General features: G+C 71.9%; 20 protein-coding genes. 15 read left to right on the forward strand and 5 right to left on the reverse strand.

All coding sequences use genetic code 11. From position 1 onward, the window contains the following. From ITI46_RS05815 to ITI46_RS05860, 10 genes are all read left to right on the forward strand, one after another. Nucleotides 1-526 (forward strand): RibD family protein (locus ITI46_RS05815; RefSeq protein WP_209238303.1); only part of this gene is annotated, 526 nt, incomplete at its 5' end. Continuing rightward, entirely contained in the window at nucleotides 527-1162 is a 636-nt protein-coding gene (locus ITI46_RS05820) for a riboflavin synthase (protein WP_209238304.1), read from the forward strand. Beyond that, nucleotides 1159-1842: a nicotinamide mononucleotide transporter family protein gene (locus ITI46_RS05825; RefSeq protein WP_209238305.1), complete on the forward strand. Its 684-nt coding sequence runs from the start codon at nucleotides 1159-1161 to the stop codon at nucleotides 1840-1842. Before ITI46_RS05820 ends, ITI46_RS05825 begins: the two co-directional genes overlap by 4 nt. 71 nt (nucleotides 1843-1913) lie before the next feature. Continuing rightward, complete coding sequence (locus ITI46_RS05830; RefSeq protein WP_247745530.1) at nucleotides 1914-3269, forward strand: bifunctional 3,4-dihydroxy-2-butanone-4-phosphate synthase/GTP cyclohydrolase II; 1356 nt, start codon at nucleotides 1914-1916, stop codon at nucleotides 3267-3269. Between the two features lie 65 nt (nucleotides 3270-3334). After that, nucleotides 3335-3820, forward strand: a complete 486-nt coding sequence (gene ribH / locus ITI46_RS05835; protein WP_209238306.1) for a 6,7-dimethyl-8-ribityllumazine synthase — start codon at nucleotides 3335-3337, stop codon at nucleotides 3818-3820. 33 nt (nucleotides 3821-3853) lie between these two features. Continuing rightward, entirely contained in the window at nucleotides 3854-4126 is a 273-nt protein-coding gene (locus tag ITI46_RS05840) for a phosphoribosyl-ATP diphosphatase (RefSeq protein WP_209238307.1), read from the forward strand. Nucleotides 4127-4186: 60 nt separating this feature from the next. Then, entirely contained in the window at nucleotides 4187-5035 is an 849-nt protein-coding gene (hisG, locus tag ITI46_RS05845) for an ATP phosphoribosyltransferase (protein WP_209238308.1), read from the forward strand. A gap of 20 nt (nucleotides 5036-5055) precedes the next feature. Further along, nucleotides 5056-5523, forward strand: a complete 468-nt coding sequence (locus ITI46_RS05850) for a PH domain-containing protein (protein WP_209238309.1) — start codon at nucleotides 5056-5058, stop codon at nucleotides 5521-5523. A 233-nt stretch (nucleotides 5524-5756) separates the two neighbouring features. Beyond that, nucleotides 5757-7220, forward strand: coding sequence for a hemolysin family protein (locus ITI46_RS05855; protein WP_209238310.1), 1464 nt, complete (start codon nucleotides 5757-5759; stop codon nucleotides 7218-7220). Beyond that, a complete protein-coding gene (locus ITI46_RS05860; RefSeq protein WP_209238311.1) occupies nucleotides 7217-8458 on the forward strand; it encodes a hemolysin family protein in 1242 nt (413 codons plus the stop codon). Before ITI46_RS05855 ends, ITI46_RS05860 begins: the two co-directional genes overlap by 4 nt. Here ITI46_RS05860 and ITI46_RS05865 read toward each other — a convergent pair. Continuing rightward, nucleotides 8379-10643 carry an AAA family ATPase gene (locus ITI46_RS05865; protein WP_209238345.1) on the reverse strand — a complete coding sequence of 755 codons (2265 nt, stop codon included), beginning with the start codon at nucleotides 10641-10643 and terminating at the stop codon, nucleotides 8379-8381. The two genes, ITI46_RS05860 and ITI46_RS05865, sit on opposite strands and share 80 nt — an antisense overlap. Nucleotides 10644-11023: 380 nt before the next feature. Beyond that, on the reverse strand, nucleotides 11024-11665 hold the full coding sequence (locus tag ITI46_RS05870) for a uridine kinase family protein (protein WP_209238312.1): 642 nt from the start codon (nucleotides 11663-11665) through the stop codon (nucleotides 11024-11026). A 296-nt stretch (nucleotides 11666-11961) separates the two neighbouring features. Here ITI46_RS05870 and ITI46_RS05875 point away from each other — a divergent pair, with 296 nt between their 5' ends. Beyond that, a complete protein-coding gene (locus tag ITI46_RS05875; protein WP_209238313.1) occupies nucleotides 11962-13371 on the forward strand; it encodes a C39 family peptidase in 1410 nt (469 codons plus the stop codon). A gap of 96 nt (nucleotides 13372-13467) precedes the next feature. On the opposite strand, the gene ITI46_RS05880 is transcribed toward ITI46_RS05875, so the two are convergent. Continuing rightward, complete coding sequence (locus ITI46_RS05880; protein ID WP_209238314.1) at nucleotides 13468-14640, reverse strand: epoxide hydrolase family protein; 1173 nt, start codon at nucleotides 14638-14640, stop codon at nucleotides 13468-13470. A gap of 103 nt (nucleotides 14641-14743) precedes the next feature. Here ITI46_RS05880 and ITI46_RS05885 point away from each other — a divergent pair, with 103 nt between their 5' ends. From ITI46_RS05885 to ITI46_RS05895, 3 genes are all read left to right on the forward strand, one after another. Next, nucleotides 14744-15319, forward strand: coding sequence for a CGNR zinc finger domain-containing protein (locus tag ITI46_RS05885; protein WP_209238315.1), 576 nt, complete (start codon nucleotides 14744-14746; stop codon nucleotides 15317-15319). Between the two features lie 193 nt (nucleotides 15320-15512). After that, nucleotides 15513-15971 carry a pyridoxamine 5'-phosphate oxidase family protein gene (locus ITI46_RS05890; RefSeq protein ID WP_209238316.1) on the forward strand — a complete coding sequence of 153 codons (459 nt, stop codon included), beginning with the start codon at nucleotides 15513-15515 and terminating at the stop codon, nucleotides 15969-15971. A gap of 325 nt (nucleotides 15972-16296) precedes the next feature. Beyond that, complete coding sequence (locus ITI46_RS05895; RefSeq protein WP_209238317.1) at nucleotides 16297-18636, forward strand: heavy metal translocating P-type ATPase; 2340 nt, start codon at nucleotides 16297-16299, stop codon at nucleotides 18634-18636. Nucleotides 18637-18652: 16 nt separating this feature from the next. On the opposite strand, the gene ITI46_RS05900 is transcribed toward ITI46_RS05895, so the two are convergent. Both ITI46_RS05900 and ITI46_RS05905 read right to left on the reverse strand, forming a co-directional pair. After that, the gene (locus ITI46_RS05900) at nucleotides 18653-20101 is read right to left on the reverse strand and encodes a sensor histidine kinase (protein ID WP_209238318.1); all 1449 of its coding nucleotides are present in this window, start codon (nucleotides 20099-20101) and stop codon (nucleotides 18653-18655) included. Beyond that, a complete protein-coding gene (locus ITI46_RS05905; protein WP_280634725.1) occupies nucleotides 20098-20892 on the reverse strand; it encodes a response regulator transcription factor in 795 nt (264 codons plus the stop codon). Before ITI46_RS05905 ends, ITI46_RS05900 begins: the two co-directional genes overlap by 4 nt. 160 nt (nucleotides 20893-21052) lie before the next feature. On the opposite strand from ITI46_RS05905, the gene ITI46_RS05910 reads away from it, so the two are divergent. Beyond that, nucleotides 21053-22435, forward strand: a complete 1383-nt coding sequence (locus ITI46_RS05910; RefSeq protein WP_307808071.1) for a ferredoxin reductase family protein — start codon at nucleotides 21053-21055, stop codon at nucleotides 22433-22435. Nucleotides 22436-22496: the final 61 nt, after the last annotated feature.

Genomic DNA, 22496 nt, shown 5'->3' on the forward strand with positions numbered 1-22496 from the left:
GGTGCTCGACGACGCGGCGCCCACCCTGATCGCCGTAGCGCAGGACGCGGACACCGCGGAGCTGGAGGCCGCAGCCAGTGCGAGCCCGGCGGAGGTGCTGCGGCTGCCCCGCGCCGCGGACGGCGGGCAGGGGCTCGACCTGGACGCGCTGCTGACCGCTCTGCAGACCCGCGACGTGCGCGCCGTACTGCTGGAGGGCGGCGCCACGCTGGCCGGTTCCTTCGTCGCCGCCGGACTGGTGGACCGGGTGGTCGGCTACATCGCGCCCGTGCTGCTGGGCGCGGGGCCGCCCGCGCTGGGCGAGGCCGGAATCAGCACCATCGCGCAGGCGTTGCGGCTCACGGTGAGCGACACCGTGCGGCTCGGCCCCGATCTGCGGATCACCGCCGTCGGCAGCACGGCGCCGCAGACGGCCCGCACGGCCGCCGCCGTCACCACCGGCACAACCTCCAACACCACAGCCACAACCTCCATCAGAGCCACCACCGCCACCACCGAGCAGTCCGAGCAGCCCGAGGAGTCCTGAGTGTTCACCGGAATCGTGGAAGAGCTGGGCGAGGTCGTCGCCGTCGAGGACCAGGGCGCTTCGGCCCGGCTGCGGCTGCGCGGGCCGCGCGTCACGGCCGACGCACGGCACGGCGACTCGATCGCGGTCAACGGCGTGTGCCTGACCGTAGTCGAGACGAGCGGTGGCGAGTTCACCGCCGACGTAATGGCCGAGACCCTGCACCGCTCCAGCCTCGGTGCGCTCACCGTGGGCTCACCCGTCAACCTGGAGCGCCCCATGGCGCTCGGCGGCCGGCTGGACGGCCACCTCGTACAGGGCCACGTCGACGGCACCGGCACCATCACGGCACGGCACGACGCGGACAGCGGTACGGACATCACGGTCGGCCTGCCCGAGGGGCTGGGCCGGTATCTGGTGGAGAAGGGCTCCATCACCGTGGACGGCATCAGCCTCACGGTCGTGGAGGCGGCCGACGACCACTTCACCGTCTCCCTCATCCCCACCACCCTCGCCCTCACCACCCTCGGCACCAAGCAGCCCGGCGACCCGGTCAACCTCGAGGTCGACGTGCTGGCCAAGTACGTCGAGCGGCTGCTGGGCGCCTCGGCACCGGGTCTCGCCCAGGAGCTGCGCAGGAGCGAGGCGGCCCGATGACCGGTCTCCACTGGCTGAACCAGGAGGCGTTCGCCGCCTTCGGACAGCACGTCATCTGGTCCGACATGCTCGGCAACCTCATGGGGCTGCTCGGACTGGCGCTGGGCTGGCGGCGCTCCATAGCCACCTGGCCCGTGCAGCTGCTGTCCGGGCTGATACTCGTCGGCGCCTTCGCCTCCGCCCAGCTCGCGGGCGGCGTCGGCAAGCAGCTGCTGGTCATCGGGGTGGCCCTGTGGGGCTGGCGGCAGTGGCGGCGCGGCAACCAGCGGGCGCAGGACGGCTCCATCGCCGTACGGTTCGCCACCTGGCGCGAACGCGGGCTGCTCGCGCTCGGCACCGCGCTGGGCACCGCCGCCGTCGGCACCCTCTTCACTCTCGTCCCGGCCCTGTCCTGGAGCCCCTGGGCGGACGCCTACATCTTCGTCGGCACGCTGGCGGCGATGGTGGCGCAGGCCCGCGGGCTGGTCGAGTTCTGGTTCGCCTGGCTGCTGGTGGACGTGGTCGGGGTGCCGCTCGCCTTCAGCAGCGGACTGGCCTTCTCCGGCCTCGTCTACGTCGTCTACCTCGGCCTCGTCCTGTGGGGCCTGCGTGCCTGGTGGCTGCGCTCCCGCGTGGACGCCCGCGCACTGGCCGCCGCCCGCGCGGAGCCCGCGCTCAACTCCGCCGGGGCCGCCCTGTGAACGCCGGCCGGAGCCGCCCAGCGGACGCGGAGCACGCCACCCGAGCGCACCACCAAGGAAGGAGTACGCCCATGACCGCGCTGCCGAACTTGTACGACGCACCGCCGGCCCCGCGCCTCCCCGTCCCGGGGGAACCGGCGGCGGCCGACGAGTCGTTCGGGCTCGCGCTCGACCCCGTCGAGGAGGCGATCCGCGACATCGGCGAGGGCCGCCCGGTCGTGGTCGTCGACGACGAGAGCCGGGAGAACGAGGGCGACCTGGTGATGGCCGCCGAGCTGGTCACCCCGGAGCTCGTCGCCTTCATGATGAGCGAGTGCCGCGGTCTGATCTGCACCCCCATGGAGGGCGCCGACCTGGACCGGCTGGCGCTGCCGCAGATGGTCGCGGAGAACACCGAGTCGATGGGCACCGCGTTCACCGTCTCCGTCGACGCGACGCGCGCGCACGGCGTCACCACCGGCATCTCGGCAGCCGACCGCGCCGCCACCATCCGGCTGCTCGCCGACCCCGGCACCGTCCCTGAGGACTTCGTCCGGCCAGGGCACGCCTTCCCGCTGCGCGCCAAGCCCGGCGGGGTGCTCGCCCGCGCCGGGCACACCGAGGCGGGCGTCGATCTGGCCCGGCTGGCCGGGCTGCGGCCCGCCGCCGCCATCGTGGAGATCGCCGGCGAGGACGGCACGATGCTGCGGCTGCCCGAGCTGGTGCCGTTCGCGCGCAAGCACGGGCTGCGGATCATCTCCATCGAGGACCTGATCGCCTACCGCCGCTCCGCCGAGCCCACCGTGCGCCGCGAGGCGGCCACCCGGCTGCCGACCCGGCACGGCGAGTTCCGCGCCTACGGCTACCGCTCCATCGTGGACGGGGTGGAGCACATCGCACTGGTCACCGGCGACATCACCGGCCCGGGGGACCTCGCGACAGGCGGTGAGGACGTCCTCGTACGAGTGCATTCCGAGTGCCTGACCGGTGACGTCTTCGGCTCCCAGCGCTGCGACTGCGGTCCCCAGCTGGAGGCGTCCTTGGAACGCGTGCAGCAGGAGGGCCGGGGCATCGTGCTCTACCTGCGCGGACACGAGGGCCGGGGGATCGGGCTGCTGTCGAAGCTGCGCGCCTACGAGCTCCAGGAGCGCGGCCGCGACACCCTCGACGCCAACCTCGAACTCGGCCTCCCGGCGGACGCCCGCGACTACGCGGCGGCCGCACAGATCCTCGCCGACCTGGGCGTCAAGTCGCTGCGGCTGATGACGAACAACCCCGAGAAGACCGCCGCGATGGTGCGGCACGGGCTGCGCGTCACCGGCCGCGAGCCGATGCCCGTACAGGCGGGCGAGCACAATCTGCGCTACCTGCGCACCAAGCGCGACCGGATGGGACACGACCTGCCCTGGCTGGACGCCGAGCGGACCTCCCCCTGCGGAACGCAGTAACACCGGCCGACACCCATAGACCACCGACAACAGCACCAGCACACACTTCAAGCACAAGGAGCACCGTGAGCGGCAAGGGCGCACCCGAACTGACCGTCGAGAACTGCCAGGACCTGCGCGTGGCCGTGGTCGCCGCGCAGTGGCACCAGCAGGTCATGGACGGCCTCGTGGACGGCGCCCTGCGTGCGCTGCGCGAACTGGGCATCGACGAGCCCACCCTGCTGCGCGTCCCCGGCAGCTTCGAGCTGCCCGTCGTCGCCAAGGTCCTCGCCGACCGCGGATACGACGCGATCGTGGCGCTCGGCGTCGTCATCCGGGGCGGCACCCCGCACTTCGACTACGTCTGCCAGGGCGTCACCCAGGGCCTCACCGAGGTCTCGGTGCGCACCGGTGTCCCCGTCGGTTTCGGCGTGCTGACCTGCGACGACGAGGAGCAGGCCGTTGCCCGTGCCGGGCTTCCGGGATCCACGGAGGACAAGGGGCACGAGGCGGTGACGGCGGCGGTGGCCACGGCCGCGACCCTGCGCACGGTCGCGGAACCCAGGCGCTGAGCGGCACCGGACACCGCGTAGGCTGAGGCCACCATGGCGAACAAGACGTTTGAGCAGCTCTTCACCGAGCTGCAGCACAAGGCCGCTCACGGCGACCCCAGCACCTCCCGCACCGCCGAGCTCGCCTCCCAGGGCGTGCACGCCATCGGCAAGAAGATCGTGGAGGAGGCCGCCGAGGTGTGGATGGCCGCCGAGCACGAGGGCGACGAGCGCACAGCGGAGGAGATCTCGCAGCTCCTCTACCATCTCCAGGTGCTGATGGCCGCCAAGGGTCTCTCCCTGGACGACGTATACGCTCACCTCTGAGCCGCACCTGACCCGCCCTCTCCGCCCCCTCTCTTTTCCCTTCACGAACAAAGGAAGCTCATGCTGCGCATCGCCGTCCCCAACAAGGGTTCTCTCTCCGGCCCTGCCGGGGAGATGCTGCATGAGGCCGGGTATCAGCAGCGCAGGGAAACCAAGGAACTCGTCCTGGTGGACCCGGAGAACGAGGTCGAGTTCTTCTATCTGCGCCCCCGCGACATCGCGATCTACGTCAGCTCCGGACGGCTGGACATCGGAATCACGGGACGCGATCTGCTGCTCGACTCCGGGGCGAAGGCCGAGGAGGTACTGCCCCTCGGCTTTGCCCGCTCCACCTTCCGCTACGCCGCCAAGCCCGGCACCCTCACCACCCTGGACGACCTGTCCGGGCTGACGGTCGCCACCTCCTACGAGGGCATCGTCGCCAAGCACCTGGCGGACAAGGGCATCGACGCCTCCGTCGTCCACCTGGACGGCGCCGTGGAGACGGCCATCGAACTGGGCGTCGCCCAGGTCATCGCGGACGTCGTGGAGACCGGCACCTCGCTGCGCAACGCCGGCCTGGAGATCGCCGGGGAGCCGATCCTGCACTCCGAGGCAGTCGTCATCCGGCGCACCGGAGCCGACGAGCACGCCCCGAAGGTGCAGCAGTTCCTGCGCCGCCTCCAGGGCGTCCTGGTGGCCCGCAGCTACGTGATGATGGACTACGACATCCGCGCCGAGCACCTGGAGCAGGCCGTAGCGCTCACCCCGGGGCTGGAGTCGCCGACCATCTCCCCGCTGCACGACCAGGGCTGGGTGGCCGTCCGCTCGATGGTGCGTACCAAGGAGGCGCAGCGGATCATGGACGACCTCTACGACCTGGGCGCCCGCGCCATCCTCACCACAGGCATCCACGCCTGCCGTCTGTGACCCGCGACCAGGAGCACGCCATGACCGACAGCTCTGGGGTTCCCGCGCTTCCCGTCACGTTCCGGCCCACCCGCACCCGTGCGGTGCTGCTGACGGCCGGGCTCGCCGCGTTCGTCGTCATCACCGTCGTCTCGCTGATGCTGCAGCTGGGCGGCGGGGAGCGGGCCAGCTTCATTTTCACCGCAGCGCTCTTCCTGGGCGTGCTGGTGCTGTTGAGCCGCCCCCGGGTGACGGCGGACGAGCGCGGGGTGACGGTCGTCAATCTGACGACGAAGCGGCACCTCGAATGGGCGCAGGTGCTCGCCGTCCGGCTGCGGCCCGGAGACCCGTGGGTCTCGCTGGACCTCTCCGACGGCACCAGCCTGCCCGCCATGGGCATCCAGCCGGGCATCGCCAAGCGGCAGGCGCTCGCCGACGCCCGTGCCCTGCGCACCCTCGTCGAGCACCGGAGCACCCCGCAGGGCGCCGCGGGCAGCGCCGGCAAGTAGCGGTGCCGGGAATTGGCGGTGCCGGGAGGGAGCGTGACTGCCACCGGATCGGCAACCCCGGCGTGGTGCCGCGCGTCTTCGCGGGAAGAGACCGAATGTCTACTCTGTTGCCCATCGGCATGAGCCGCCCCGCGTCTGTGCGGGCACCTGCGAACCGAGGAGTGACCACCTCCAGCGATGGACGGATCGTCCTGTAGTACGTGCGCCGTGTCCCGTCTTGGTGGGGGCGCGGCATGACCCTCCCGCTAGTGCTGCTCGGTGTGGCGTTTCTGCTCGTCCTCGCCAACGGCTTCTTCGTCGCGGCGGAGTTCGGGCTCGTCACCGTGGAGAAACCCGAGGCCGAACGCGCCGCCGCCCAGGGCGACCGGAAGGCCCGCGCCGTCGTACGGGCCCTGCCCGAGCTGTCGTTCCAGCTCTCCGGCACCCAGCTCGGCATCACCCTCACCTCACTGGTCACCGGCATGCTGGCCGAGCCCGCGCTGGCCCGGCTGCTGGACGGGCCGCTGACCGCAGCCGGGGTGCCGGACGGCGCGGTCGGCGGGGTCGCCGTCGTGACCGGCATGCTGACCGCCTCCGCCGTCCAGATGGTCGTCGGCGAACTGGTGCCCAAGAACTGGGCCGTCTCCCGGCCGTTGGCGGTGGCCCGGTTCGTCGCCGGTCCGCAGCGCCTCTTCTCCCGCACGTTCCGGCCGGTGATCGCGGGCCTGAACGCGGCCGCCAACCGCATGGTGCGGCTCCTCGGCGTCCAGCCCGCCGAGGAACTGGCCTCGGCGCGCACCCCCGGCGAACTCGTCTCCCTCGCCCACCACTCGGCCCGCGCCGGTGCCCTCGAACAGGACACCGCGGACCTTTTCGTACGCACTCTGGCGCTCGGCGGACTGACGGCGCAGCATGTGATGACGCCCCGGGTACGGGTCAGCGCGCTGCAGGCGCTGGCCACCGCGGAGGACGTGCTCAATCTCACCCGCGCCACCGGGCTCTCCCGCTTCCCCGTCTACCAGGACACGCTGGACGAGGTGGTCGGCATGGTGCACCTCAAGGACGCCCTCGCGGTGCCCGCGCACCTGCGCCTGCACACGCCCGCAGCCCGCCTCGCCGTGCCCGCGCTGCTCGTCCCGCAGACCCTCCCCGTCCGGCCGCTGCTGGCCCGGCTGCGCAGTGAGCAGCCCATCGCCGTCGTCGTGGACGAGTACGGCGGCACGGCAGGCGTCGTCACGCTGGAGGACATCGTCGAGGAGATCGTCGGCGAGGTGCGCGACGAACACGACGGCCAGCTCTACGACGAACTGCCCGAACTGGCCCCCGCACCGCCCGACCCGGAGGGAAGCGCCGCCTGGGAGGCCGACGGCAGCTGCCGGGTGGGCGCGCTGCGCGGCATCGGCCTGGAGGTGCCCGAGGGGCCGTACGAGACGGTGGCCGGGCTCGTCGCCGACCTGCTCGGCCGCATCCCCGCGCCCGGCGACACGGCCCGGCTGCGGGTGCCGCACCCGCGCGCCGGAGAGCGTGCGCCGCAGGACGCTCCCGAGGGCGCACAGGAGTGGCAGCTGCGGGTGCGGCATGTGGCGCACCACCGCGCCGAGCGCGTCCGCATCGTGGCTCCGCACCGCGCCGCAGGGCCCGCCGCCGGTGGCGCGGTGCACCGCCTCGGCAGCGCTTCCGCGCAGCCGGTACGCAGCATGGAGGCGGCGGCGTCATGAGCGTTCTGCAACTGCTGTTCGCCGCGCTGCTGGTGCTCGCCAACGGCTTCTTCGTCGGCGCCGAGTTCGCGCTCGTCTCCGTACGCCGCAGCCAGATCGAACCCCTCGCGGCCGGGGGCTCCGTGCGCGCCCGGCGGGTGCTGCGCGGGCTGGAGACGCTGCCGCAGATGATGGCTGCCGCGCAGTTCGGCATCACCGTGTGCTCGCTGACGCTGGGCGCCGTCGCCGAACCGACGCTGGCCCATCTGCTGGAGCCCGCCTTCCACGCCGTACGGCTGCCGCACGCGCTGGTGCATCCGGTGGGGTATGTGATCGCGCTGGCCGTGGTGGTCTTCTTCCACCTCGTGGTGGGCGAGATGGTGCCGAAGAACCTCGCCATGGCGGCGCCCGAGCGCACCGCGCTGTGGCTCGGCCCCGGGCTGGTCGCGTTCGCACGGCTGACCCGGCCGGTGACCGCGGCGCTGGGGGCGTGTGCCACTGTCATCCTGCGGCTCTTCCGCGTCGAGCCCAAGGACGAGGTCGCCGCGGTCTTCACCAGCGAGCAGCTCAACCAGCTGGTGGAGGACTCCCGGCAGGCGGGGCTGCTGGAGGCGGAGGAACACCAGCGGCTCGCCGACGCGCTGGAGCTGGGCTCCCGGCCGCTGACCGACGTCCTGCTGGGCCGCACCGAGCTGGTCACCGTCGGCACCGACGTCACCCCGCGCCAAGTGGAGGAGCTGACGGTGCGCACCGGCTACTCCCGCTTCCCGGTCCGCGCCGACGACGGCGGCTTCCTCGGCTATCTGCACGTCAAGGACGTGCTCGACCTGGAGGAGACCGACCGGGCCGTGCCGCAGCGGCTGTGGCGGCCCATGACGACGCTGCGCGGCGAGCTGCCGCTGGATGACGCGCTCACCGCCATGCGGGCCGGTGCCTCGCACCTGGCGGCCGTCGCCGACGCCACGGGACGGGTGCTGGGGGTCGCGGCGCTGGAGGACGTGCTGGAGATGCTGGTCGGCGAGGTGCACGACCCGGCGCACACCGAGCCGGCCAGGGACCCCGCGCACACCGGGTCGGCCGCGGATCCCGCGCAGCCCGAGCCGGTCGGGGACTCCGCGCCGGCCGGGCCGGTGACGAGTGGGACAGCGGGCCTGGTCCCTGCCGCTGCAGGTGGCGGTCTCAGCCCGGCGGCGGCTGCGGGCCAGGACGAGGACCGTCAGGACCCCGTCCCGACAGCACCTCGCCGTACGCCTGCATGAGGTCGGGCAGCCGCAGCGTCGCCAGGTCGTCGCGGGTCGGGGTGCCCGAGTAGCCGGACAGCCGCAGATCGCGGTAGGCGCAGCTCTTCTCGTAGAGGGTGCGCAGGAAGCGGCCGTTGCCCAGCTCGTCGATCCAGCCCTGGTCGACGACATGGCCGCTGATGCTGCGCAGCTCCTCCAGCGCCTCCTCGTCCCAGACGTCGCCGTTGTCGGCGGCCAGCACCTCGCCGATCGCCGTCAGCTCCAGCGGACGGTAGCTGGGGAAGTCCACCCGGGTGGTGAAGCGGGACGAGAGTCCCGGATTGGTGGCCAGCAGCCGGTCCATGCCCTCCGGATAGCCCGCCAGGATCACCACCAGCTGGTCCCGGTTGTCCTCAGCGCGCTTGAGCAGCACCTGCAGCGCCTCGTCGCCGTACGCGTCGCCCTTGGTGTAGCCGGAGTTGGACAGCGCGTACGCCTCGTCGACGAAGAGCACTCCGCCGAGCGCCGAGTCGATCAGCTCGTTCGCCTTGACCGCCGTCTGCCCCAGGAACTCGCCCACCAGGTCGGCCCGTTGGGCCTCGACCAGATGGTCGCCGCCCAGCAGGCCCAGCGCGTAGAAGGCCCGGCCCAGGATGCGGGCCACCGTGGTCTTGCCCGTGCCGGAGGGCCCGGAGAAGACGAAGTGCCGCTTCGGCGGCTGCACCGGCAGGCCCTGCCCGGCCCGCAGCCGCGCCATGTGCAACTGCGCTGACAGCGCCCGGACCTGGCGCTTGACCGGCTCCAGGCCGACCATCCGCTCAAGCTCCTCCAGCGCCTGCGCCAGCAGCACCGGATCGGAGGGGCCCGTCGGCAGCCTGCCGTCCCCGTCCCGGCCGCCGCCCCCCGCGGCAGCGCGCTCGCGCAGCACGCTGGTGTCCACCCGTACGGGCTCGGCGGGGTCGCCGGAGTCCTCCAGACGCAGCCCGTCGGCCTCCGGGTCGACCACCGGGTCGGCGGACTCGGCCGCGTCGTCCAGCCCTGCCCCCGCACCATCCTGCGCGCCGCGCTGTCCGGTGCCGTCCTGCGCCGCACCGCTCTGTCCGGCGCCGTCCTGAGCGCCCATTTGTCCGGCACTGCCCTGCGCTGCGCCGGGCGGTCCTGTCCGGCCGGACCCCGGCGGGCCCTCGCGGAACGCGCCGCGCTGGTCCTGGTGGGGCCCGTTCCCGGCGCCGGGTCCCCTCCCGTCGTCGGCCCGGCCCTGGCCGCTCCGGTCCGGGGGGACGGCGCTGTCCGCCGGGTCGGCGGGATCCGGAGCCTGCGCAGGGTCGCCCGGCGCCTCGGGGCCGGGGTCGAAGAGGTCCTGCGCGGCGTTCCCCGCGGGCCCGTCCGGCCCTGCGCCCAGGTTGCCCGAGAGGACCGCGGCCGCAAGGTCCTCAGCCGTACCGCCCACGCCGTCGGTCTCCGCTATGGCCGTCAGCCTGGCTGCCGTGTCCATGAAGGTCGGGTCGATACGGTGCACGGCGCGGTACAGCGGCAGTGCCGCGGCGCTGCGGCCGGTGCCCTCACGCGCGCGTGCCAGCCAGTAGCGCAGCTCCTTGCGCTGCGGCTGCTCACTGCGGCAGCGCATCAGCGCCGCGGCCAGCAGTGGTTCGGCCTGCCCGTACATCTCCAGCCGCACCCGGGCCATGCCCGCGAAGAGGCCCGCTTCGATACCCAGCAGCGGGTCGTCCACCAGTGGTTCGGTGTGTGCGACCAGACCCTCCCAGTCCTTGGCCAGGTAGGCGCGGCAGGCGTGCAGGAACCGTACCTGCGGATCGGTGTCGACCGGGGGACAGCCGGCCAGCGCGCGGTCGAGCTCGGCGACATGGCGGCCGTCCAGCCAGTGCGAGGCGTGCGCCAGCAGCAGGTCGCGCTCGTATTCGAGCACCGGCTGCACCCACCAGCCCAGCCAGTACCAGGAGTTGAGGGTGCGCCCGTGCCGGGTGCGCTGTTCGCCGAAGCGGTCCCTGTGGTGGTACATCCGCAGCAGCGCGGTCGCGGTGTCGGCGCGCAGGGCGTGCAGCCCCAGCCAGGCGTCGGCCATCCCGGGATCGAGCCGCACGGCCGTGCGGAACTCCTCCTCGGCCTGGGCGTATCCGCCGACGGTGTACGCGTCCACCCCACGCAGCCAGGCGAGTTCGGCCGGGGCGTGCAGGCCCTGGGGGTCCTGCGTGCCGAAGTTCATCACGTCCCCCACGAAACGTCCCCCGTCATCTGCCGGATATCACCCGGGGTTCCCACGCTGTTTCGCATCGTACCCGCGCCCAGGGCGCTGTCGAAGGGCGGCGTACCCGGCTTCCGGGGACGTTGCACCTGCGGCGGCGGGAGGCGTGCCGACTGCGGTGCCGGCCGGAGGTTTCCGGAAAACCGCTACCAAGCGTAAGAGAAATGCGGGTTTCCCATTCCGCTTAGCCGTATCAGGGCAGAACGAAGCCCCCGGTCACGGGGGAACAACCGGGGGCTTCGCGTTTGAAGACGGCCTGCGTAGGCCGCTTGTTGGAAAAGTAATCGGTCCGGCGCCAATGGTCAAGCCGCTCGGTTGCACCGAGTGCCACCGGCCTGCTGTCAACTGCCATGAGTTATACGGAGGGTCATATTCAAGGCCGCGTCGGGCGCCTCCTCAGCCTTCTCCCGTATCTCGTATCCCATGCGCCCCTTGCCCGTTTCCCGCACGAGGAAGTCCGCGAACGGGCGAGAAGGATCGGCGGCGAAGTGCGCGCGCTCCGCGGGGATCCACTGCGCCCAGAAAACCCGTTGACCCGGGCCGTCCCGCCGTCGGCCGCGCCGCCAGGCCGCCTCGGCCGGCATGTCCGCCCACAACAGGCAAGCCAGATAAGGCCGTAGAGCTGCCCGGCCGGCGCCCACACCCTCGACGAGAACGACCGGAGCGGGCAGCAGTACCGCCTCGGTCGCATGGACACGCGCCACCCAGTCGTACACCACGTAGCGTGCAGGCTCGCCCCGCTCCAGCGGTGCGAGCACCTGCCGGGTGAGCCGCTCCGTCCAGCCGAACAGCGCCTCGTGGCAGGCCACATCGTCCAGGTGCAGCACCGGTGCTCCGCCGAGCAGTTCCGACAGCCGCTGCGCGAGCGTGCTCTTGCCCGACCCGGCGTGCCCGTCCACGCCGACCAGCCGCACCGGGCCGCATGAGGCGGGCAGCGCGGCGATCCGGTCGGCGAGCGCTTCGAGGGGGAGCGGAGCGGGCATCCCCCCAGCGTACGTCTCGGTCGCACGGGTGTGCGGTGGCGGCTCGCGCCGCGTGTGCCGAGCACTCTCCGTCACTGGCTCAGCCAATGACGACGGCATGCCGAGCGGCCGAAGCCCTGGCACGGGCCCCGCTCAGCCGCGATAGTTGGCTTCCGCGTACGGCCGGGTACGACCTCCGGGCACGCATGCGTACGACGCCTCGCACAACCGTGTACCGACCCTTGCACCACCCGTGACCGAGACGACGCACCACCTGTGACGACCGCCGCACCGACCCACGACTGGGGGCACTCCGCATGACCAGCAGATCCGCCAACCGCCGTACCGTCCTGGCCGCCGCTGTCGCCGCGGCGGCCTCGGCAGTAGCCGCCCCCGCCGCCCTGGCAGCCGACGCCCGGTCGGGTGGAACCACGGGCGCGCTCGGCGCGGGCCGGCCGGCCGCGCCCGGCCGGCCGGGGAAGGCAGGAAACGTGGAGTTCCACACCTGGGCCTCGCACGACGACTGGACCTCGGGCCAGGCGAAGGGAGTCCGCGTACTGACGGACGGCCGCCCCGGCATCGTCCTCGCGGCCCCCGCGGGCACCACCGACTACAAGGACCCGCACACCGGCAAGAAGGCCGACTGGGAGTACGCCACCTGGACCTCGCCGGTGCACACCTGCGCCGTACCCGCCGGCGAAGCCATCGCCTCCTGGAACGCCCAAACGCCCAAGGGCACTTGGGTCCGCATCGAGCTGCGCGGCACCTACTCGGACGGCAAGGCCACGCCCTGGTACACCATGGGCATCTGGACCTCGGGGGACGGCGACGATGTGCCGCGCCGTACCTCGGTGGACGGCCAGAAGGACGGCAAGAGCTCCGTCTTCACCGACACCTTCGCCATCGACGACCTGGCGAGCGGGCTGCGCCTGAAGTCCTACCGGCTCCGGCTGACCCTCTACCGCGCCCCCGGCAGCAAGGCCACCCCCACGGTCTGGCGGGCGGGTGCGATGTGCTCCGACGTTCCCGACCGGTTCGAGGTCCCCGCCTCCGAGCCCAGCCTCGGCCGGGCGGTCGAGCTGAAGGTGCCGCGCTACTCGCAGGAGATCCACAAGGGGCAGTACCCCGAGTACGACAACGGCGGCGAGGCGTGGTGCAGCCCCACCTCCTCGCAGATGATCATCGAGTACTGGGGCCGCAAGCCCACCCCCGAAGACCTCGCCTGGGTCAACCCCGACTACGCCGACCCCCAGGTCTGCCACGCCGCGCGCTACACCTTCGACTATCAGTACGAGGGCTGCGGCAACTGGCCCTTCAACAGCGCCTACGCCGGCACCTACCGGGAGATGAACGGGATCGTCACCCGGCTCAACTCTCTCAACGAGGCCGAGGAGTTCATCGCCGCCGGCATTCCGCTGATCACCTCGCAGTCCTTCATCGAGTCCGAACTCGACGGCGCGGGCTACGGCACCGCGGGACACCTGATGACCGTCATCGGCTTCACCAAGACCGGCGACGTCATCGCCAACGACCCCAACTCCCCGGACAACCCCTCTGTCCGCCACGTCTACAAGCGCCGCCAGTTTGAAAATATCTGGCTCCGCACCAAGCGCAAGAACGCCGACGGCAAGGTCGTCAGCGGCACCGGCGGCGTCTGCTACCTCTACTGGCCCGTCAACCCCACGGCGGCTCAGCGGCGGGTGCTGAAGAAGCACGGGGTGTACTGAGCCGGTCGACCGTGACCTTGACTGTGACCTTGACCGAACGGTGCCCCAGCCGGCGGGACACCTCGCGGGTGGAAACACCGTTCGTCAAGGTCACGTTCACCGATGAGCGGCCAGCACTGCCGCGAGGCCCTCTTGCAGATCCTTGACGAAATACTCGGGAACCTCCAGCGCCGGGAAATGTCCCCCCTTTTCGGGCGAGCTCCATCGGACGATCTGCCGGTACCGCCCCTGTGCCCAGGGGCGCGGACACTTCTCGACGTCGCGGGGATACATGGTGAGTGCTGACGGGACGTCGACCCGGAGTTCGGGGTCGAGTGAGTTGTGGCTTTCGTAGTAGATGCGGGCCGCCGATGCGCCGGTCCGCGTCAGCCAGTACAGGGTGACGTCGTCGAGCACGCGGTCTCTGGGAATCGTCTCGAACGGGCTGTCTTCGGTGTCCGACCACTCGGCGAACTTGTCGAGGATCCAGGCGAGAAGCCCGACCGGTGAGTCGACGAGCGAGTAGCCGATGGTCTGCGGACGGGTCGCCTGCTGCTTCGCGTACGCCGCGCGGTGGCGCCAGAAATCGCGGGTTTCCTCGGCCCATTGCCGTTCGACCGCCGTCAGCCCGTCCGTCGCCAACCCGGGCGGCCCCTCCGCGAACGTGGTGTGGATGCCGAGAACGTGCGCCGGGAACCTGCCGCCGATGACCGTGGTGATATTCCCTCCCCAGTCGCCGCCGTGGGCCAGGAACTTGCTGTAGCCGAGCCTTTCCATCAGTTCCACCCATGCGGCCGCGATCTTCTCGGTTCCCCACCCGGTGGTGGCCGGCTTGTCGCTGTAGCCGAAGCCCGGCAGCGAGGGAATCACGACATGGAACGCCGGCGCGTCGGCATCTTTCGGATCTGCCAGCTCGTCCACTGCGTCGATGAACCGGACAATGCTGTCCGGCCAGCCGTGCGTCAGGATCAGAGGAGTGGCGTCCGCACGCGCGGACCGGCGGTGCAGGAAGTGGATTCCCAGATCGTCGATGGTCGTGCGGAACTGGCCGATCTGGTTGAGGCGCTCTTCGAACGACCGCCAGTTGTACTCGGTGCGCCAGTAGTTCACGACATCGGCGAGGTCGGCGAGCGGAACTCCCTGTTCCCATCGGCGAGGCCCGGGCGCCGCGCCGTGGACCGTCTCAGCCTCCGGCAGCCGCGCCGCGGCCAATCGTGCGCGCAGATCGTCGAGGTCGGCGTCGGTCGCGTGGGCTTCAAATGCTTGCACGTCGCTGGTCGGACGGGGCATGAGTCCTCCTGGCCGTGGTGGAACCGGCTACGACTCATCGCGAACCGGCTAAGAAGGTTCTAGCAGGTTGCCGAGCCCCGCTGCAACCGCCTAAGGTGGTTCCATGCGTGCTGGCTTCCCTGACTTCCGCCTCGGTAACGTGCTGGCGACCAGCTTCACGGGGACCCTCTCGGAGCGTCATGGCAACGCTGTGGAGCGCATTCCGACCCCGCAGCGGCTCGTCGACTGGCTGGCGGTGAACGGCCTCGCCGTGGCCTCCTGCACCTCTGCCCAGCTCGACCTCGCTCGGGAACTGAGGGAGGCGATCCACGCCGCCGCGACAGCGGCCGCGGTCCAGGACGCTCTCCCTGCAGCTGCTGTCCAAGTCATCAATGACCGCAGCGCTCAGGGCCGGGCCGCGGCGATCCTGACGCCTGAGGGTGAGCGGCAATGGCGGCTCAGCTCGGCTTCCTGCGTGGAAGATGCCCTCAGCGTGATCGCCGCCGACGCGATCAGCATCATCGCAGGCGAACGCGACGGGAAATTGGCCCTGTGCGCATCACCAACCTGCCAAGCCGCCTTCTTCGACACCAGTCAAAGCCGCACCCGCAAATGGTGCGACATGAACACATGCGGGAATCGCCAGAAGAAAGCGCGCTTCAACGCCAAGCAGCGCAAGAACTCCGGATCAGCGGAGTGATCGCCACCTCGGTACGTCCAAGTGACCCCAGCGGGCGGGATCAGCGAAACATGCGCTCCTCGACGGGCAGGGCCTCAGGTCGTGAGCCAGGATGTGACGTTCGATCTCGGCCCCCGGGTCGTAGGTCGTAGGTCGGTGGTGAAGTGGGCGGCGGCAGCGGAAGATTGGCGATGTGGGATCTCCTGGATTCGATGTGGACGCTTTCCTGCAGCAGCCGCTCACCGCTCGTATCGCGACGAGCGGGCCGACGGTGCGTCCTGTCTGGTTCCTCTGGGAAGAGGGAGCCTTCTGGACCCTGACAGGCCCATGGGCCCGGCTGTTCGACCGCGTGAAGGACGACCCGGACGTCGCCCTCGTGGTCGACGACTGCGATCTCGCGACGGGGTGTGTCCGGCAGGTGATCGCTCGGGGCCGGGCTGAGCTTGTGCCCTTTGATGTGCCGAGGGGGCGGCGCAAGCTTGCCCGCTATCTGGGTGCGGACGAGGCTTTGTGGGACGAGCGTTTCCTGCACTACTTGCACGATGATCCGGGCGAACGGGGCACGATGTGGCTGCGTTTGGTGCCTGCCTCGCTCACCGCGACCGATCTCAGTTACTCCGTGGCGCCGGCCGGCAGGGCAGTGGATCGGGGAAGGTTCGGCTCCGGCCGGTGAACGCCCCGTCGGACACAGCGCGTGACCTCGGGCGGTCCACTCGCAGGCGGCCAGAGCCTGGATGACCGCAGGGCCACGCCCGGCGGCGTCCGACAGCTGGTCGCCTACCCATACGCCGACCGTGGTCGCCACGTGTCGAACCGGCGCCCGTGGGGACGGGCCCACCGGCGTGCCGTGACGCCGCTGGGCTCCCCTGGGCGCCGTACGATCCGGCCATACGTCTGGGTGCTCCGCGCCTGGGATCAGCCGCTCGCTGCTGACGCCGGCCGTGGCAGTGGGCTGGACGACCGGCAGGCCCAGGGCGGGCGTCGGACCGAGGAATGCCATGGATCACCGCCTTCGCTTCATCCCCGTCGAGTCCGTCCGCCGTGGGTTCTCAGCTGCCCCGCGGCCGCGCACCGAGCAGGTTCTCCTGGCCGTGACGGCCGCCGCACTGGCAGCCGGTGGTGCCGCCTGGCTCGTCGGCGCGGACCGTATCGCCGACCTGTGCTGGGGCCTGGGGACCGGAGCGGCCATCGGGCCTGCGGTGGGATGGGTGGTGAGCGCGTTGCGGCAGCACCACGCCGGGGTGGACCTCATCGCCGTACTCGCTCTCGGCGGCACGCTGGCCGTGGGTGAGTACCTGGCCGGGGTCCTGATCGCGCTGATGCTCGCCACCGGCCGAACGCTGGAGGAGGCGGCACAGCGGAGGGCCTCCCACGATCTGCGGGCGCTACTGGAGCACGCGCCGCGCTCGGCCCGGCGCCGTACCGGCGACGACGTGCACACGGTGCCGCTGGCCGAGGTCGCCGTCGAGGATGTGCTCGTCGTCGGCCCCGGAGAGGTGGTTCCCGTCGACGGCCGGGTGGTCGGCTCGACCGCCGTACTGGACGAATCAGTGCTCACCGGTGAACCCCTGACCGTGGAGCGCGTAGCGGGCGCGGCGGTGCGCAGTGGTGCGGTCAACGCCGGCAGCGCCTTCGAACTGCGGGCCACCGCCACCGAGCAGGACAGCACCTACGCGGGGATCGTGCGGCTGGCCCGCGAGGCCGGTGCCGAGTCAGCTCCGGTCGTCCGGCTGGCGGATCGCTACGCCGCATGGTTCCTGCCCCTGTCCCTCGCGGCGGCGGGGCTGGCCTGGCTGGTCAGTGGTTCGGCGGTACGGGCAGTGGCGGTTCTGGTGGTGGCCACCCCGTGTCCGCTCCTTCTCGCGGCACCGGTCGCCGTCGTCTCCGGTCTGTCGCGCGCCTCCCGCCTGGGTGTGGTGATCCGTGACGGCGGCGCGCTGGAGAACCTCGGCCGGGCGCGGACCCTGCTGCTCGACAAGACCGGCACCCTGACCGGCGGTCGCCCGCGGGCCCTCGACGTCGTTGCCGCACCCGGCTGGAAACCCGCAGACGTACTGCGGCTGGCCGCCTCGCTCGACCAGTACTCGCCGCACGTCCTCGCGCAGGCCATCGTCGACGCGGCCCGCGATCGCGGACTGGAACTGTCGCCGCCCGCTGACGTGACCGAGGAGCCGGGACGCGGCGCCACCGCGACTCTCGACGGGCGCCGGATGTCCGTCGGCCGCCTCGAGGCCCGCACCGACCTGCCCGGGTGGGCACGAGCGGCCGACAACCGCGCACTCCTGGACGGGGCCGCCGTCGCCTGGCTCACCGTCGAAGGCAGCCCCGTCGGCGCCGTCCTCCTCCGCGACCCGCTGCGCAGGGACGCGCCGCGTACCCTGCGCCGACTGCGCACGACGGGCATCGGGCGGCTGACGTTGCTCACCGGTGACCGGCCGGAACCGGCCGGGGAGATCGCGGCCGTCCTCGGCCTCGACGACGTACAGGCCGAACTCACTCCGGCCGGCAAGGTCGCCGCCGTCCGCGCCGAACGCGAGCGTGCGGTCACCGTGATGGTGGGCGACGGTGTGAACGACGCCCCGGCACTCGCAGCTGCGGACGTCGGCGTGGCCATGGGCGCCCGCGGCTCCACCGCCTCCTCCGAGGCCGCTGACATCGTCCTGACGACCGACCGCGTGGACCGCCTCGCCGACGCCGTCGCCATCGCCGTACGCGCACGCCGCATCGCCGTGCAGAGCGCACTCGGCGGCATGCTGATGTCCCTGGCCGCCATGGCCGCAGCCGCCGTGGGCCTGCTTCCGCCCGCTGTCGGTGCGCTGCTCCAGGAAGGTATCGACGTCGCGGTCATCCTCAACGCCCTGCGTGCCCTGCGCCTCGGCCGGGCTGCGCGCCCCGCGCTCCAGCCCGCAGCCGAAGCGCTCGTCCAACGATTCGCGGCCGAACACGAGGACCTCCAGGACACCGTCGAAGCCGTGCGGGACGCCGCTGACCAGCTGTCGGACAGTCCCGGCCCGAAGGCTCTCGCGGCCGTGCGCGAGGTGCACCGGCTGCTCACGGAACGGCTCCTGCCGCATGAATACGCCGAAGAGCACCAGCTCTATCCCGCTCTCGCGCCCACACTCGGCGGCCCTGAAGCGACCGCCACCATGAGCCGTGCCCACGCGGAGATCGAGCGCCTCGCCCGGCGTATCGCCACCCATCTGGAACTGGCCGCGGCTGAGGGTGGCCTGGCGCGGGAGCAGCTCGATGATCTGCGTGCGTGCCTGTACGGGCTGCACAGCGTTCTGCGCCTGCACTTCGTGCAGGAGGAGGAGACCTACTTCTCCCTCGCTCCGTGAGACGGCTGCTCGCCCCTCAGCGCTGCGGAACGGTGGGGAGGGTCACGCGGAAGCGGGTGTGGCCGGGACGGCTGGTGACCTCGACGTCGCCTTGGTGGGCGGTGACGACGGCTTCGACGATGGCCAGCCCGAGGCCGGTGCTTCCGGCCGTGCGGCTGCGGCTGTGGTCGCCGCGGGTGAAGCGGAGGAAGATCTCGGGCTGGAGGGATTCGGGGATGCCGGGGCCGTTATCGGTGACCGTCAACTCGACGCTGCCGGGGTGTGCGGTGAGGGCGACGACGACCTGTGTGCCGGCCGACGTGTGCCGGCGGGCGTTGGTGAGGAGATTGGCAACGACCTGATGGAGGCGGTGTTCGTCGCCGTTGACATGGACGGGCTCGGGCGGCAGGTCCAGCTGCCAGTGGTGGTCCGGTGCGACGGTGCGGGCGTCGTCGACGGCGTCCAGCGCGAGGCGTGTGAGGTCCACTCGCTCACGGGCCAGCGGCCGGCCCGCGTCGAGCCGGGCGAGGAGGAGCAGGTCGTCCACCAGGCCGCTCATCCGCTGGGACTCCGAGTGGGCACGTTCGAGGGCGTGCTGTACCTCGGGGGGCAGCGGTCCCTTGTGGCGGAGGGCCAGCTCGGTGTGGGCGCGGACCGTGGCGACGGGGGTGCGCAGCTCGTGGCTTGCGTCAGCGGCGAAATGCCGCAGTCGCTCCTCGCTGGCGTGTCTGCGGTCCAGGGCGTCGCCGATATGGCCGAGCATCTGGTTGAGGGCAGTGGCGACCTGTCCCACCTCGGTGCCGGGGTCACCCGTCGGCAGGGGGGCGGGCATGGCGACCTGGCCGCTGGCCAGCGGCATACGTGTCACCTCCGTCGCGGTGGCGGCCACCCGGTCCAGCGGGCGCAGCGAGATGCGCACCCACACGGCGCCCGCGACCGCGGTCACCACGAGCGCTGCTCCGAAGACCAGGGTCTCCACCCCTTCCAGCCGGTGCACGGTCTCCTCGACCGGGTGCAGGGGGAGGCCGGTGATCAGCACGTCTCCGTCGTCACCGGCCACAGCGGTGACGCGGTAGCGGCCCAGGGCGCTGAGCCGGATGGTGTGGCCGCTCTCGCCGACGGGCACGTTGGCGAGGGAGCGCCGGTCGGCGTGCGTCAGCGGGACAGCGGCCTGGGCGTCGTCCCGTACGACTGCGGCTTGCGTTGCCCGCCCGCGCAGCAGGCGGACGCCGAGCGTGCCCACGGACTGCCCCCTGGTGTCGGGGCGGTTGTCACCGTCAGGGTCCCTCTCGTGCTCCAGGCTGGCGGCGAACCTGCCGCCGGACGCGGCCAGCTGCTGGTCGAGACGGCGCACCAGGAAACCCTCAAGCGCGAGCACGGTGGTCACGCCCACCGCCAGGCACGCCGCCGCGAGCAGCACCACCAGTCCGACGGTGAGCCGTGCGCGGAGCGAGCGGGGCGGCTTGAGACGAAGCCTCGTCTTCACGGCGATCCCTCACCGGGCGCCGGTCCGGCCGCCGGGCCAGGCCCCTGCTTGAGGTCCTGCTTGAGTTCTTGTTTGAGGACGTATCCCACGCCCCGGACGGTGTGGATCAACGGGGACCGCCCGGCGTCGACCTTCTTGCGCAGATAGCTGACGTACAGCTCGACGATGTGCGCCCGGCCGCCGAAATCGTAGGACCACACCCGCTGCAGGATCTGTTCCTTCGACAGCACCCGGCGCGGGTTGCGCATCAAGTAGCGGAGCAGCTCGAACTCCGTCCGCGACAGCTCCACGGTCTCGCCCGCCCGGGTCACCTCGCGGGCTTCCTCGTCCATCACCAGATCCGCGAACACGAGCCGGTGGTCGCCGGGCGCATGCGTCATGCCCGCCCTGCGCAGCAGCCCCCGCAGCCGTGCCAGCACCTCCTCCAGGCTGAACGGCTTGGTGACGTAGTCGTCCCCGCCGGCCGTGATGCCCGCGATGCGGTCCTCCACCGCGTCCCGCGCGGTCAGGAAAAGGACGCACACACTGGGTGAGCGCTCCCTCAGCCCGCGCAGCACCGTCAGGCCGTCGATGTCGGGCAGCATCCAGTCGAGCACCACCGCGTCGGGGTGGAAGGCACCGGCCGCCTCCAGGGCCGAGGAGCCGTCGGCGGCCGTACGGACCTGGCAGCCTTCCGAACGCAGGGCTGTGCCGAGGACGTCGGTGAGGTCCGGCTCGTCGTCGACGACGAGGACGCGCACCGGACTGCCGTCGGGCCGGTTCAGAGCAGGGAGGGAGGTCACATCGTGCATGGTCCCTCCAGCATCCCCCGGTCCGGTGGGAGGGCGGCCCTGACGACCTTCTGAGTTTCCTCTGAATGTCGCCTGGAGCCGCTCCTTCAGAAGGTTCTCACAGCAAGGACGGTCAGGCTCGGTCACGCGGAAAGCCCAGCTCACCGAAGGAGGAGGCGCCGTGACCGACCTGACGTACGTCCGGGACGCCGCTGCCCGGCGGCCCACCCCGCACCGGCGGCCCGCGCCGCGGCGCACCGGCGTCCGCGCGGTCCCGCTGCTCGCCCAGGGGCTCATCTGGGGCGGTGCGGCCGGTGTCCTCGCGATGTGGTGGGCCGACACCGCCTCGGTCGTCGGCCCGGCAGGCTGGCTGACCGGAGCGGGCCGGATCACCGGCCTGCTCGCGGGGTACGCCTGCGCGGTGCTCCTCGCCCTGATGGCGCGGATTCCGCTGCTGGACCGCGCCGTGGGAACGGACCGGCTGGCACGCTGGCACGCGGCGGGAGGCCGCTACACGATCGGTCTCGTGCTCGCCCACGTCCTGCTGATCCTGTGGGGATACGCGCTGACCGGCGGAAAGGGCGTGGTCAGCGAGACCACCACGGTGGTCCTCCACTACCCCGACATGCTCAAGGCCACCGCCGGCTTCCTGCTGTTCCTGCTCACCGCCGTCCTCTCGGCCCGCGCGGCCCGCCGCCGGGTCAGCTACGAGACCTGGCACTACCTGCACTTCGCCACCTACGCGGCGATCTTCCTGGCCTTCGGGCACCAGCTCGCGAACGGCGCCGACTTCGTCGGCCACCGGCCGGCCCAGCTCGTCTGGTACGCGTTGTACGGCGGGGTCGCCGCGCTGCTGTGCTGGTACCGCTTCCTCAAGCCGGTCGGCGCCGCACGCCGGCACCGTCTGCGGGTGGCCGAGGTCCGCGCCGAGGCCCCCGGCATCGTCTCGGTGTACGTCACCGGTGAGCGCCTCGATGAGCTGCGAGCCCGCCCCGGGCAGTTCTTCCGCTGGCGCTTTCTCACCCCCGGGCTGTGGTGGAACGCGAGCCCCTACTCGCTGTCGGCGCCCGCGGACGTCCGCTGGCTGCGCATCACGGTCAAGGCCGTCGGCGCACACAGCGCCGCCGTCGCGCGCCTCACTCCGGGCACCCGCGTATGGGCCGAAGGCCCGTACGGCGGCCTCACCCCGGATCGCGCCGGCTCCGGGAAGTCTTTGCTGCTGGCAGGAGGCGTCGGTATCACCCCGCTGCGGGCCCTGTTCGAGGCGCTGCCCGGCGACACCGCGCTGATCTACTGGGCCCGCAGGCCGCAGGATCTCGCCCTGCGCGGCGAACTCGACGCCATCGCCGCCACCCGCGGTGCCCGCGTGCACTACTCCGTCAGCGACCCGGCCGGTCATTCGCTGCCCCTGACCGGCCCGGCCCTCGCCCGCCACGTCCCGGACATCGCTGAACGGGACGTCTACCTGTGCGGCCCACCCGGCATGACCGACGCGGCGGTGCGCGCCCTGCGCGCGGTCGGCGTCCCGCCTCGCCGCATCCACCACGAGTCCTTCGCGTTCTGACCTGGGCGGGCGCCACGGCTGCCACCGGACCGTGACCGCCTTGCGCCCGCGTACCCCGCCG

Origin of the sequence: Streptomyces oryzae (assembly GCF_017676365.1) — a bacterium.
GTDB lineage: Bacteria > Actinomycetota > Actinomycetes > Streptomycetales > Streptomycetaceae > Streptomyces > Streptomyces oryzae.

Excerpts from the sequence above, each read along its gene's own strand:
- ITI46_RS05825 (WP_209238305.1), top strand. The coding sequence starts at position 1,159 with ATGACCGGTCTCCACTGGCTGAACCAGGAGGCGTTCGCCGCCTTCGGA.
- ITI46_RS05830 (WP_247745530.1), top strand. The coding sequence starts at position 1,914 with ATGACCGCGCTGCCGAACTTGTACGACGCACCGCCGGCCCCGCGCCTC.
- ITI46_RS05840 (WP_209238307.1), top strand. The coding sequence starts at position 3,854 with ATGGCGAACAAGACGTTTGAGCAGCTCTTCACCGAGCTGCAGCACAAG.
- hisG (WP_209238308.1), top strand. The coding sequence starts at position 4,187 with ATGCTGCGCATCGCCGTCCCCAACAAGGGTTCTCTCTCCGGCCCTGCC.
- ITI46_RS05850 (WP_209238309.1), top strand. The coding sequence starts at position 5,056 with ATGACCGACAGCTCTGGGGTTCCCGCGCTTCCCGTCACGTTCCGGCCC.
- ITI46_RS05855 (WP_209238310.1), top strand. The coding sequence starts at position 5,757 with ATGACCCTCCCGCTAGTGCTGCTCGGTGTGGCGTTTCTGCTCGTCCTC.
- ITI46_RS05860 (WP_209238311.1), top strand. The coding sequence starts at position 7,217 with ATGAGCGTTCTGCAACTGCTGTTCGCCGCGCTGCTGGTGCTCGCCAAC.
- ITI46_RS05865 (WP_209238345.1), bottom strand. The coding sequence starts at position 10,643 with ATGAACTTCGGCACGCAGGACCCCCAGGGCCTGCACGCCCCGGCCGAA.
- ITI46_RS05870 (WP_209238312.1), bottom strand. The coding sequence starts at position 11,665 with ATGCCCGCTCCGCTCCCCCTCGAAGCGCTCGCCGACCGGATCGCCGCG.
- ITI46_RS05875 (WP_209238313.1), top strand. The coding sequence starts at position 11,962 with ATGACCAGCAGATCCGCCAACCGCCGTACCGTCCTGGCCGCCGCTGTC.
- ITI46_RS05880 (WP_209238314.1), bottom strand. The coding sequence starts at position 14,640 with ATGCCCCGTCCGACCAGCGACGTGCAAGCATTTGAAGCCCACGCGACC.
- ITI46_RS05885 (WP_209238315.1), top strand. The coding sequence starts at position 14,744 with ATGCGTGCTGGCTTCCCTGACTTCCGCCTCGGTAACGTGCTGGCGACC.
- ITI46_RS05895 (WP_209238317.1), top strand. The coding sequence starts at position 16,297 with ATGGATCACCGCCTTCGCTTCATCCCCGTCGAGTCCGTCCGCCGTGGG.
- ITI46_RS05905 (WP_280634725.1), bottom strand. The coding sequence starts at position 20,892 with ATGCACGATGTGACCTCCCTCCCTGCTCTGAACCGGCCCGACGGCAGT.